Here is a 13,538-nt window from a genome sequence, read left to right as displayed (position 1 = left end):
TTCCCGTTCGAAATCCAGCTTTTTCTGAGACATTTCATAAGCCAGGGCACGTAGATAAATCACTTCCTGAAATCCATTCCCTAAGAATGAATGTAGTTCAAACGAAGCCCCGATAATATTTTTTGTAATCTGGCTGTGTTTTAGATCTGTGTTCATTTTTTAATCCATCTAATCTGTGGTTCAGGGTATTATGAGAAAAAAATCTCAGTATTGGAATCGCGGATTTTTGGGATTATGGGATTTCACGGATTTTTCTTTGAGAGGACCAATCTTTTGAATGTTAAACTTTTAGATCCGAAATTGATTAACAATCCAACTTCTAGTCGATAGGCTTTCAAATAATTCAAGGCCTGAGCTAAATGAACATCTTCCACCAGTGCATAGAGTAGATATTTTCGAGTTTTCTAACTTTCGGTCAGTTTTCTGCGAATTTTTCGTAAAATTTCATCATTAGTCACCAGGCCAGTAGTTCTGCACTCGATTATATTTATAACGGTATCTACAAATTTGTTATGGTGTTTTGAAACAGATGTAATTGAGAGGATCCAAATATGGTGTTCGATTTAGTAGATTCTTAAAAATTGAAACCAGCTTATATGTAGATCAAGATGCTGCGCTATCTATGTATTCATTCGGAATAAAAAATTGATTCCGCATTTTTGAAAAGCTTAGCACCCAAACATTATTTATGAGTAAATTCGTGCAATAGTTGTAGAAAGGTTAGAATCGAAGTCATTCAATATTTATGTTGTTGATCTCCCCGGTCTCTAGATCTATTTGAAAATTATTGTCAGGTAAGCGATCCCTAAAGATAGTCAACACGTCGAAAACAGTTCTGAATCTATCTTTAAACATTTCATGAAATTGCTGGTCAGTCTTACTCTGGTTGACAATATTTACGGCGGATTCAGATAGGATTTTAGCAATGAACAGATACTGATTCATTCTGCCTTCAGTTATATCAGGAATCGCCAATTCTCCGGCATTTCTTAACCGGTAGAAATCAACACTTAAATCTTCTCCATCCCAATTTTCAAAATCTGATAGATTGAATCCCGCTTCATGCGCGATTGAAACGGCCTTTTTCCGGGCTTGAACCCATTCATGAGAAAAGCCCGTAGTCATGTTCTCTATCTCTTTGTCATTTTTTTTAAGCCACTCTTTATAGACTGTGAATAGTGCAGAACTTTGTAGCTGGGTGGCTATTAACATATCCTGCCCCGTCATACCGGAAAGTAAAGCTCGAACATCTTCCGGCCATTCTCTCGGTAAAAAACGAAGCCTCGATAGCTCCCGGATATGCCAGTTTGTGTATTCGGAATAGGTTTTGGAGTTTAATATATCAAGGTTCCAGTTCGATGGATAATCGATAGAGTGAAGATAATTCCATTCTTCACGGTAATTGGGAAAGAGTGTATCAAAATCAGGTACCTCGTCCATAATAACTGTTTCAACTTCTGCGAAATCAGACTGATGAGTAATTCTGACAATCTTATATGCAGGAACATAGGCCGCCAGAGAAGGAGCCTGGATGTTTGCCATAAAACGACGTGATACAGAATCTCTAAAAACAGAAGTGCCATTCATATGCATATGACCTGCTATATGAAGTTTTATACCGCTCTCAGCAAACAATCTGCTGGTACTGTCTTTCGGCATTCGTGCCAATTGAAATTCATTCTTTCCCCACAACTTTTCGATCTTTGGGGCTGCTCCGTTGTAAAAATCAGCTGCCGGAAAATGACTAAACGCAATGAGTGTTTTACCATCTTTTTCAGCACGCCGGGCAACGCTTTCCAACCAGGGGAGAAGGTGTTTTTTGTGGGTAATAAGTTTATTGTATCCGGTATTCCCGGAACCTGTAAATATAACTTCAGAACTGTCATCTGACCGGCCTTGCGGTATGTAAACATTTGCGTCGATTGCCAACAGCCAGAGGTCTTCAACCGGTTCAACAAGATAACTCATATCCATGATTTCAGTACACAGGGTATACTCTTCTTCTCGATAGGAACCGCCGGAGCCCTCCCGGCATATTTCATATTGACGGTCTTCAAATCCGAACTCTTTTTTCTTTTGACCGATACTGTCAACTCCTTGTTGATAGCTGGAAAAAGGTGTCTCATAGTAGAAGTATTCATCCTTTGGAGTTAATCCAAATTCTGATAACAGTTCGAATAATCCACTATATCCCAATTCTTTCACCTGATCCATGCAAGCAACATCATGAGGAGTGGGTAATTTGGAATTTTTGCTAGAATTAGTTTGATCGGATTTGTTTATGCAATTCGGATGATTGAATGAAAAGATGGGCTGGGGCCGACCTGAATGGCCCAGGTAATCATTTTTTCCAGCCTCGGTTGTAAAGGGCCTTGTTGGATCGTGATTCCCGGGAGTTACAAAAAACTGGAGATCATATTTATCCCGGTACCTTTCTAAAATTTCTACCAGGCCTTGCAGGTGGACAGGCTGTCCATCGTCACTAAAATCGCCGGGTAAAGCAATTATTTTGATTCCGCGATTTGCTGCGTCGTCGAGTGCAGCTATAAACGCAAAATAATTTTCATTAAACAGGCGAGTGGAGGTCAGCTGGGCCTGCATCGTTCGAATGGTTGCATGTCTGCTTTCACCCTTATAATCTGTTAGAAGTCCTTCGAATTCTCCTTCAAAATCTGCGAATACGTCATGAAAATGAACATCAGGCATAAAAGCGATTTCGAACTGAGTACCTGAATGAGATTTTGACTGAGATTTGGCTTCATTACTATAAACCAAAAAAATGATAGTAGCGATAAAAAAGATCTTTACTGATAATAGCCTCATAAATAAGGATGGTCTTTAAGTATAAAAACTGAATATATGTATGATTACTCTTCTAAATATTGATTCTCACAACCCTGCGGGGCACTAATTGGGTTACAACGAGCAATTCCTTCGGTATCCGGGAATTTCACGATATAGCCTGAACCGAAAGGACTGACTTCCGGGTAATCTGTACTAAGGTATTGAGCACCACTTTGAAAAGCGATCTCCATACGCTTCGTACTTCCAGATCGAGCTTCTTGTGTAGGAAGGTCGGTTCGTGTTCTGATAAGATACCCCTTAGATATATAATCTTGAATTAAATCAGCCTGTCGTATAGCATCATTCATTTTGATAAAACCAGCGGTAGGTTCGGGAGCGGCTGAACTTACAAACATGACACGTCCCTCTAAATTTGAGTTTCCGTCTAAATACATGCTTTTATGCTCACCGGTGTTATCGAGGGCAAATAGAACTTTACCACGACTTTCAGCAAGTGTTGGCCAACCATTATTTTGAATGGCTTCATTCAGAGTAGAATCATTGCCGCGAACTTTGTCTGGAGTAATAATATGTTGATCCTCAAATACGTCCATAATTTCACTGTCAATTTCGTGCATTAATGTAGTATTGAATGGAATAGGCTTGGTAAACGATATGGCCCCCGAATCACGGCGTTCTCCATCTTTTGCTTCTGCCATGATCATAATCGGTAAATGGTTGGGATTGGCGAGAGACCAATCACGAATTTCTTTAAGGCAGGATTTAAATGTTAAACAGGTGGATCGGTAGTCAACATCCGGTATGTGAATAATTTTGAATCCCGGCTGCATCAAATCTTCATGATTGAGAAATTCATTATCCTCAATCAAGAGTGCCCCGGAAGGCCTGGCATATCGGCCGCCATTCGGATCGGCATACAGGTCTAACTCAAACTGACGAATGCCTAGATTTTCCAGTTGAAAAGCTAAAGGTTTGTGTTCGTATTCAATATCCTTTGCCCAACCATCTAAATGTTGATTTAATGCATTGATAAGGTCAGGGTGGGGGAGAAGTTTATAACTGTTATGAGTCCCAAGCACCTGGACATGATTCAAACGAAGGCACTGGTTCGCATTGTTCGCATTTATGGTATCACAATTTATACTTTTTGAACTCAATTCATTTTCCTGGTTGCCCGTACATCCATAGACTAACATCACTGAAAGCAGCAGGGTAGATAATTTCCTGGTCATCATTTATTAAGAGATTCGTTTTTAATTTAACATCATTTTAAAATAAAAAAGCCCGACAAACAGGAATATTATTTCCATCTGACGGGCTTCGGTTATTGATCGGTGTGATGATTAATAACCTGGGTTTTGCTCTAAGTAACCCGGTTCAGACTGGGCTAAATCAATTGCTTCCTGTGGAATTGGGAAAACTCGCCGGATCGGGTCTGTACTGGTTTTGTCCCTCCATGTATCTTCCCAGTTTCCAAAACGGATTTGGATAGTTCTGGTCCAATGCTCATGATACATTTCGAAATACCATTCTCTTTCCACATCATCGAGTGAATCTAATTCATTTGCCTGGAGTTGTCGTGCTCCCCTGGCAGCTCGTAATTCATTGATATCGTTTAGGGCTTCTCCCCAATTACCAGTTCTGGCATATGCCTCGGCCCGCATCAGGTACACTTCGCCTAAACGTAACCAGGGCATATTGATATTTGAATCTCCACGATTAACAGTAGTAGGATCAAGATCCCATTTAAGTGAACGAGCACCTGCCATGTGGCCACTGTCGGTGGTGATACCAATTTCCCTGGTATAGATCATTGGTTGGCCAGAACGTGCAAAGTCAGTGAGGGCTACAATCAGTAAATCGCCATTTTCATCACGTTTAAACTGGGATTGACTGCCTTCCTCAAACTCAATTCCATACTGCTGGCCAATTTGAACTCCACGATTCCAACGAAACTCTTCATCAGGCACACTTCCGCCGTCGGGAATGTTTCGAGTAAAAAATCGGGGGTCATCTCGAAAACCTTCCCAAATGTCATAGAACTCCTGGGTCATGGCGGATCCATCAGAACCAACGGCGCCCGGATTAGCAGGAGTCCGGTGTCGGTTTCTCGAGGATTGAAACCAAGCCATACTTCCATATCCACCGGTGGATTCGTTTTGCTCGAAAGCGAAGATCAGTTCCGGGTGGCCTTCATTTTCCAATCCAAACATGTTAAAGTAATTCTCTGTTTCCAGGGAGTAATTACCTGAGTTTATAATTTGGGTTGTATAATCGATAACCGATTGCATGTCAGCTGTCTCGAAAGTTTGACTGGATGGATCAGCATATCGATTTGCGTAAATCGCTTTATTGAGTAACACCCTTGCTTTCAGGCCTATAGCCGCTGCTTGCGTAAATCGTGTTTCACCAACCTCGTTAACAGTGGGTAGTTGAGATTCTATTTGATCGATTTCACTTATTATGTAATCGACTGCCTCTAAATCTCGATAAACTGTGGATAAGTTATCAGTTCCGATATCTTCTCCTTTCTTATCAAAAGCAACATTAAACAGGTCAAGTAACCAGTAATTATAGACTGCTTTTAATCCCCTGGCTTCAGCTTCTAAAACACCAGCCCCTCCCAGGTCCTGAATATTTCGTTCAGCAATTGCAGCCCTGGCAACACCCTGAGTGGTTCCACCCCAGACATCAATAACTGAAACATGAGATGGAGCCCATGTGTGTTCATGCATTTCGATAAACCTACCACCATCAAACCAATCTGTTCCGCCTCGAAAGGGTGTGATTTGTTCATATGATGATATACTCTGCAAATTATTCAACCAGTTATGCGATGCCATCAAATTCTGCATACCTGCGTATACAGGAGCTAAAGTTTGTTCTGGTGCATCCGGTTGTTCCAATACTTCCTGGCCAAGAGCCGTATCTCGTACCGATTCTGAAAGATCTGTACATGAATACAATACCCCGGCCAAGACAAAAAGTGCAATTACAAATATGTTCTTTTTCATAATTAGTGTCTTGAGATGTTAAAATGATAGATTAATAGCGAACTGAAAGGTACGGGCAGGTGGATACCGAGTGGCATCAATTCCTGCTGCAGTGATTCCACCAACAGCTCTTGGGGTATCTACTTCGGGGTCGAAACCCGGATAATCAGTTAGAGTGAACAGATTTTGTGCCGTTACGGATAAGCGTAATTCTCTGATAAAATCTAAATATCCACTCGTGTCTAAATTATAACCCAAAGTTGCATTATTGAGGCGGAAATAACTTCCGTCATGTAGAAAGCGTGTTGATGCTCCAGCTGAATTTGAAGAAGATTCATTGAGATTAAAGCCAATTTTATCAATGTTCTGTCCACCTATTAGCTGAGGCATGGTAAAACGCCCATTCTGATCGTTCCAATAGAGTTCATTTCCTGAGACACCATTAAAATTCAGATTCAGGTCTAAATTTTTATACCCGAAAAATGCTGATATTCCGTATGTAAATTCCGGAATTGCATTTCCAGCAACAATACGATCTGCATTTGTTATGGCATTATCACCATTTACATCTCTGAAGATATTTTCTCCATTTTCATCTAATCCTACCCAGTCTAAAAGATAGAATGTGCCAATGGGTTGATTATTGAGAACGGCTTGTACACGTTCACCTGAAAGGCCTTGTCCGGAAATTGCCCCGGTTAGGATCTGAGATACAGGTAATTTGGTGACTTCATTTTCTATAAATGAAGCATTTGCATTCACATCAAAAGTAAAATCATTACTTATGTTTTTTTGAAAACCAAGAGTAAATTCCAGGCCCTGGTTTATTATCTCCATATCTAGATTATTCCAGAATGAATCTGTAGGAGTAATGGGATCGACACCACTTGTGCTATTGAATAGAATATCGCTTGATACTTTGCGGAATACATCAACAGTACCGTAGACGGTATTTTCAAAGAAGCCAAAGTCAATTCCAAGATTAGACTGTGTTGACACTTCCCATCGGATTGTTTCATTCTGAGTTCTGAGGAATGTAATACCCGGTGTAATTGTGCCCGGTGTGAGCTCATAACCGGAATTAATTCCAACATTAATAAGCTGTTGGGTTATGCCATTCGGAATATCCTGGGTCCCGGTTTGGCCCCACCCGGCTCGTAATCTCAAGTTACTGAGGGAATTAAAATCAAAAAATGCCTCATCTGATAGTTGCCAGGCAGCTGAAAATGAAGGGAAATACCCGTATCGATATTCATCACCAAACCTCGAAGAACCATCGGTTCGCAAGGTGGCAGTAAGAAAGTATCGATTCATGTAATCGTAGTTCACTCTTCCAAAAACAGACTGAAGTTCGTTCACAGACGAAAATCCACTTGGTTGGTTTTGGCCAATTGTCAGGCTGGAACCGATACCGGGATTATGGTAAGCTTCAATTTCTGTGGTAGAGAAATTGTTGATACTCCATGTTCTCCCTTCAATTTCAAACTTTTGGTAAGAAAACCCACCCAAAACATCAAAGCCATGATTATCTACATCAAATAGATAATTTAAAGTACTCTCGGTCTGGATATTATTTCTTTCAAGTTTAGAATCGACTAGACGACCTTCAGGGTTTTGAATTCTAAAGATACCATGCCTGTCTACTTGAGATATTTGACTGCCGTTAGAGTTATCAAGGCCAAAATTCACTTTATAAAGTAAACCTTCCGTGATCTCAAAACTGGCTTCAATGCTTCCCAATACCCTGGTTACATCAGAAAAATTAGTTATTAAGTCTAATGCCTGAAGTGGATTCATTCCTCCGTCCGATACAATAAAAAGTGAACCATCGGGATTGTGAGTAGGGTAGGTAGGATTTAATTGCATAGCCCACGACAGGTAATCGCCGTTTACGCCGGGATTATTACCGGTAGGAGCATAGTCTGTATGAGTTTGATTCGCAGACAGCGTAACTCCAATATCCAACCGGTTATCGAGAAAGCCCTGAGTGAGATTCAGTCGCCCACCGTATTTTTCTAAATCACTTCCTTTTAAGATTCCTGGTTGATCCGAGTAATTTACAGAGGCATAGTAAGTAGAAGATTCGTTTCCGCCGCTGTATGAAAGAGATTGTTCATGCGAATAAGCAGTTCGTAAAATCTGATCCATCCAATTCGTCCGATTGCCGTAATCAAGATCACTTCGGCCATTACTATTATGGAAATCAGCAAACTCTTCAGGACTGAGCAGGTCGAGTCGGTTGGCAATCTTTGAAATGCCGAGACGACTCGAATAATTTAATTGAGCTTGGCCAATCTCACCACTTTTAGTTGAAATGAGAATAACACCATTCGCAGCCCTTGAACCGTAAATTGCAGTTGCAGAAGCATCTTTTAAGACGTTAATCGATTCAATATCATCTGGATTAAGAAATGCCAGAGGGTTGGTTGGGGAGGTAGTTGACATTCCAAAGCTATCCCCGGTTGGAGCTGTATTAGAGTTGTCAATTGCAACACCATCAATTACAAAAAGGGGCCCCGAACCTGTACGCAGAGATCCTAAACCACGAATTGAGATTGTTTGAGGTGCACCGGGTTGACCGCCTTGTGCAGTAACACTTAAACCCGGAACCTTACCTTGCAAAAGTTGTTCTGGTGAAGAAACCACCCCTTGGTTGAAGTTGTCGCTACTCACAGTACTGATTGATCCGGTTACATCAGCTCTCCTTTGAGTACCATACCCAATTACAACCAATTCATCCCCCATCACCGATTGAGGTAGCAAAGTTATTTCTATGGTTTCTCTACCGCTAATGGATATCTCTTTTGTTTGATATCCTACATATGAAACCACAATAGTTTCATTTAACGAGGGAACATCTAGTTGAAAGTTTCCATCTGCGTCAGTTGCTGTACCGATGCTCGTTCCTTGAACAACGATATTCACGCCGGGAAGGCGCTCGCCATTATCTTCATCAGTAACTACTCCCGATATAGTCTGAGCTTGTATAGGTACTGCAATGAAGCAGATCGCCATTACAAGACAGGCTAATTGAATGCTTTTTATATTTATTTTATATGATTGAATCATGATGCGTCCATGTCTCATGTTTGTTTAGGTTAAACTGGATTCTGAGCCCTTTTGGGACACAAACACCAGTATTTTGGTTTCCCGGATTTGGAAGCGCTTTTTTTAAGAGTACTTACCATTACTCGGTTTTTGGGTTAAAAGTCTGAACTCATTCTTATTGATCTTAGGGTTTTATTTTCCCTGTATGATTACCAAACTATGATGGAAACGTTAACAAAGTTTAACAGAGGCTGATTATTCAGCTAATGAATGCTTTATGATAAAACTTCAGTTACTCCCGGTTTAGCGATAGGGTAGAAGCCGTCATTATCAGGTAGAATGGGAGGTATATCATCGAAACTCTCAACTTTAGGCACTAATACTTTTTTGCCGTTCATTGCATCATCCCAGGTAATCTCTTTACCGGAATAAGACGCCATTCGCACCATTATAGCCGATAAATTGCTTTTAGCAGCGTACTCTGTGTTGTTAATTAAATCTCCGTTTCGAATCGCTCTGTAAAGCTCTCTGTGCTCTATCTGATAGCCGCTTTCATCATTTTGGTCTTGATATTCATGAATGATTCTGTCCGTTTTTCTTTCTCTAATGATAGGAGTGTATCCAAAGCCAGTTTGAGTGCTGCCTTTTGTGCCCTGAAATACTTCAGCAACACGTACTACCGTCCCCGGTTGATGGCGACACTGACTCATTACTTTGGCACCACTCGGATAGGTTAGTTCAATGAAATTATGATCGAAAATGTTACCATACTCTTTCCCGGTTCTTATTGTCCGTCCGCCCATTCCTTCTGCTTTGGCCGGGTATTCACCAATAAACCAATTTGCAATATCCAGATTATGAATATGCTGTTCTAATGGAAGATCTCCTGATAACCAGGTAAAATAGAACCAATTTCTTAATTGATACTCCATTTCGGTTTGTTCAGGAAGACGCTCTTTCATCCATGCCCGTTCCTCATTCCAATAGACCTGTCCGGAGATGATATCTCCAATCTCTCCATTATCGATTCTGTCTTTTACCTCTTTGTAATCGCGTTGATAACGGCGCTGGAGTCCAACTACCACATTTAAATTTTTACGTTGGGCTTCCCGTCCGGCTTCCAAAACTCTGCGAATACCGGGTGCGTCCGTCGCAACGGGTTTTTCCATAAAAATATGCTTGCCTTGCTTTACAGCCTCTTCAAAATGAAATGGGCGAAAGCCCGGAGGAGTAGCTAAAATAATAACATCAGCCAGCTCTATAGCTTTTTTATAGGCGTCAAAACCAATGAATTTGTTTTCCTCTGGGACGTCTACTTTGTCGGTGCTGTAAATTTTAGAGAGTATTTCCATGCTGCTGTTAAGCCTGTCCGGGAAGATGTCTGCCATTGCAATCAGCTTTACTCCATCATCTGCTGCAAGTGTATGATTTGCTGCACCGGTTCCACGTCCACCACAACCGATTAAAGCCACTTTTAAAAGCTCACTCCCCTGGACATATGCACTTGCGCTTACAGGAAGTGATCCGAATAGCATCAATCCACCAGCTCCAAGTGAAGCATTTTTAACAAAGCTGCGACGAGATATACTTGTCCTGTTCAATGAAGTTGGCTTTTTCATGCTATGGTAGATTTGTAAGAGTTTCTTGATGGATATATGCTGGTAATTCAGCAGATATTTAAAATCATTAGAATAAAGAAATGTAAACGTTTTCAATTTACCAAATTTATTTAAGATACATGGGTATTATTTTATATCTCGGAAATAAAATGTGGGCTATGCTTTCATAGAAGGTGATTTAAAAAACGTATCACTAAAGGCGGGAATAGTACCAAATAAAAAACAGATAGATACCCTGAAGAATATGTTTTACATATGTTTATTGTAGAGAAAGTGTTGAATAATTTCACTGAAAATGAAACAGATTTTAAACCAGAGATGAAGGTGTATGCTCTTTAAATGAGAAGAAACCGTTTAGGCTTTAAAGAGTTGTCGAGTAAAATGCTGCTTCAGTGTAAAATAAACAAAGATTTATAATCTGAACTATCAGGAGTGTTTTTAGCAATTGAAAGATTGGGTTTGAAATTTTTTTTAAAAAAAGTTGCTATTAGAAAACGTTTTCATAATTTAGAGCTCAAATTAAGTCTGCTTCTACCATACCATTAAGTGAAAACTAATTGATGAAAATTATAATCAAATCCTGTTTTTATCTGATAATCATTGTTTTCCAATGTTCATTAGTTACCGCACAAGATCTGCCTGAATGGCAACCGGAGCTTACTGAAACCTGGGAACCTGTTCCTAAACAAGTGTTCAGTAATCCGGAATCTCCAATCCCATCTGATGCTACTATTCTATTTGATGGATCAGACCTTTCACAGTGGGAAGATTCAGAATGGAAGATTGATAATGGTGTTTTGCATGTTGAACCCGGAACCGGGGGAATTACTACTAAAGATTCTTTTGGAGATGTTCAGCTGCATGTTGAGTGGCGTATTCCTGAAGATGTGGATGGACAATCACAGGGCAGGGGAAACAGCGGAATTTTTTTACAAGGGCTTTATGAAGTGCAGGTTTTAGACACGTATGAAAATGCAACCTATACAAATGGACAAGCCGGTGCTGTTTATAAACAATATCCGCCTGAGGTAAATGCTTCTCTTCCGGCAGGAGAGTGGCAAGCATACGATATCTATTTTGAAGCACCTGTTTTTCGCGAAGATGGCAAATTGATTAAGCCCGCTTTTATGACAGTGATGCATAACGGAGTTTATGTACAAAATCATGTAGAAGTGAAAGGGCCTACAATTTTAACCGGCCTCCCGGAGTACCGGAAACATGAAGCTGAACTGCCCTTAAACATTCAGGGATCCAGGCATAAGCTGGCATTTCGAAATATCTGGATTCGGAAATTGTAATCATTTATTTACTAAAATCAGTGTATTGGAATCTCCACTCAATTAATTAGCAAACAGTTTTATGAAAATAATTCACGTTGTCATCTATTTATCGGTTTTAGGACTGTTAATATCTTGCTCAAGTGAGTCTGAGAACCAAAATGGCATGCAGGAATCAGCAGCAGCGGAACTTAGAATTGCTGCTTACAATGTAGAGGTAAGCAGAAATGCTACTGCCCGGGAAATTGGAGAGGCTCTTCAACAATATAATCTGGATATTATTGGGTTTTCTGAAGCACCCGGGGGCAACTGGACAAATGAAGCAGCTGAAGTACTTGGAATGGATCATGTGGTTACAGGCCGCTATACAACTGCAGGTCATGATGACAAATACAAAACGATAGCCAGTAAAACACCTCTTTATGACCTTGAAGAAGTTTTGATGGCAGATACGTTGCATACTGCAACAAAAGCAAAGACAGTTATCGATGGTGTAGAGGTAACCGTCTATTCGGTACATTTTCCATTTGGATGGAGAGATCAGGCACATATTGATGAAACCACCGGAAAAATTTCATCTCTTGTAGATCACCTGGGTCAACATCAAAATTCAGAAATATCAATAGTTGTGGGTGATTTTAACTTCATACCATCTAAACAGGATGAAGAAAGTATGTATCACGAGATGTTTAAGGAGATTGGGCTGGACTTTGCCTGGGATGATTTAAGCATTGATGCAACGACTAAAAATACTCACAATGCTTTGGAGCCGGAAGACGAGGGTAATGGCAATGTAATTGATCATATTATGTACAACCCCGAAAAAGCAGTTGCAATCGATGGAGGTATTATTGAAATGGAGCAAGCACTTTCTGACCACAAACCGGTTTGGGCTGTTATACAGATAGAACAAGAATAATCTAAGCTACACCTGCTATAATGAAACAGATCTTTTATTGCTTTCTTTTAGTGATCTCTGTTGCAGGACTCATTGGTTGTAATGCGTCTTCAAACACAGAATCTATTGACCAGTTATATTTATGGTCACACAATGATTATGAACAGGAAGATCCGCTACATGCAGCACTCGATTTAGGTTTTCAAATGATTGAAGCGGATATTCACCTGATTAACGGGGAGCTGTACGTGATTCATGATCATCCGGAAAATATCGAAGAGACACCACTTTTAGAGGATTTGTATCTACAGCCGTTAGCTAACCTTATCGAACAAAACTATGGACAGGTCTTACCGGGTGAATCACTTCCCTTTTATCTTGTAATTGATGTTAAAACTGAGGCGGAACTCACCTATCAAGCTCTATTGAATACTCTTCAACCTTACTCTCAATATTTTTACCAAAAAGTTGATGGAGAATGGGTTGATGGTCCCATCCGGCTATTGATTTCCGGCAATCGGCCTGATTTGGATGCATCTGCAGAAAACAGAATAGCTTTTTTAGATGGTCGGATACCCAATCTTGGTAAGGATTATTCATCCGAACTGTATCCCTTAATCAGTGATAACTGGTTTAATTACTTCACCTGGGATGGACAAGGAGATATTCCGGGTGATGAACTTGAAAAACTTCGTGAATATGTTTCCCAAGCGCACCAAGAAGATAAATTGATCCGATTTTGGGCAACAAGTGACGACGTAAATGTTTGGCGTACACTTATTAATAATGGAGTCGACGTAATTAATGTAGATGACATAGAAGGGATGCGGAGATTTTTGGATGAGAATTATGCTGAGTGATGAGGATGATCCCGGAAAGGGAGGTATGATGATCTATT

9 protein-coding genes and 1 pseudogene are annotated in these 13,538 nt (G+C 40.3%); 3 read left to right on the top strand and 7 right to left on the bottom strand.

What is annotated here, in order from left to right:
- The 7 genes and pseudogenes from L6773_RS20630 to L6773_RS20600 form a co-directional block, all read right to left on the bottom strand.
- Positions 1-156, bottom strand: a 156-nt coding sequence (locus tag L6773_RS20630) for a GxxExxY protein (RefSeq protein WP_237856554.1), incomplete at its 3' end; no start/stop codon positions are given.
- An 86-nt stretch (positions 157-242) separates the two neighbouring features.
- Positions 243-374: pseudogene (locus tag L6773_RS20625) on the bottom strand (GxxExxY protein); the annotation flags it as partial.
- A gap of 358 nt (positions 375-732) precedes the next feature.
- Positions 733-2,706 (bottom strand): metallophosphoesterase family protein, encoded by a 1,974-nt coding sequence (locus L6773_RS20620; RefSeq protein ID WP_237856552.1) that lies wholly within the window; start codon positions 2,704-2,706, stop codon positions 733-735.
- A 161-nt stretch (positions 2,707-2,867) separates the two neighbouring features.
- On the bottom strand, positions 2,868-4,040 hold the full coding sequence (locus tag L6773_RS20615; protein WP_237856551.1) for a phosphatidylinositol-specific phospholipase C1-like protein: 1,173 nt from the start codon (positions 4,038-4,040) through the stop codon (positions 2,868-2,870).
- Positions 4,041-4,148: 108 nt separating this feature from the next.
- Positions 4,149-5,819: a RagB/SusD family nutrient uptake outer membrane protein gene (locus L6773_RS20610; RefSeq protein ID WP_237856550.1), complete on the bottom strand. Its 1,671-nt coding sequence runs from the start codon at positions 5,817-5,819 to the stop codon at positions 4,149-4,151.
- 18 nt (positions 5,820-5,837) lie between these two features.
- Positions 5,838-8,885 carry a SusC/RagA family TonB-linked outer membrane protein gene (locus tag L6773_RS20605; protein WP_237856549.1) on the bottom strand — a complete coding sequence of 1,016 codons (3,048 nt, stop codon included), beginning with the start codon at positions 8,883-8,885 and terminating at the stop codon, positions 5,838-5,840.
- Positions 8,886-9,121: 236 nt separating this feature from the next.
- Positions 9,122-10,465 carry a Gfo/Idh/MocA family protein gene (locus L6773_RS20600; protein ID WP_237856548.1) on the bottom strand — a complete coding sequence of 448 codons (1,344 nt, stop codon included), beginning with the start codon at positions 10,463-10,465 and terminating at the stop codon, positions 9,122-9,124.
- 560 nt (positions 10,466-11,025) lie between these two features.
- On the opposite strand from L6773_RS20600, the gene L6773_RS20595 reads away from it, so the two are divergent.
- The 3 genes from L6773_RS20595 to L6773_RS20585 all read left to right on the top strand — a co-directional run bounded on the left by L6773_RS20595 (position 11,026) and on the right by L6773_RS20585 (position 13,500).
- Positions 11,026-11,763, top strand: coding sequence for a 3-keto-disaccharide hydrolase (locus tag L6773_RS20595; protein ID WP_237856547.1), 738 nt, complete (start codon positions 11,026-11,028; stop codon positions 11,761-11,763).
- 61 nt (positions 11,764-11,824) lie between these two features.
- Entirely contained in the window at positions 11,825-12,661 is an 837-nt protein-coding gene (locus L6773_RS20590) for an endonuclease/exonuclease/phosphatase family protein (protein WP_237856546.1), read from the top strand.
- A 20-nt stretch (positions 12,662-12,681) separates the two neighbouring features.
- A complete protein-coding gene (locus tag L6773_RS20585; RefSeq protein WP_237856545.1) occupies positions 12,682-13,500 on the top strand; it encodes a phosphatidylinositol-specific phospholipase C/glycerophosphodiester phosphodiesterase family protein in 819 nt (272 codons plus the stop codon).
- Positions 13,501-13,538 lie beyond the last annotated feature (38 nt).

This window comes from Rhodohalobacter sulfatireducens (genome assembly GCF_022012475.1).
Taxonomy (GTDB): Bacteria; Bacteroidota; Rhodothermia; order Balneolales; family Balneolaceae; genus Rhodohalobacter; species Rhodohalobacter sulfatireducens.
The sequence above is the reverse complement of the archived record's forward strand: the minus strand, read 5'-3'. Positions and strand labels throughout refer to the sequence as shown.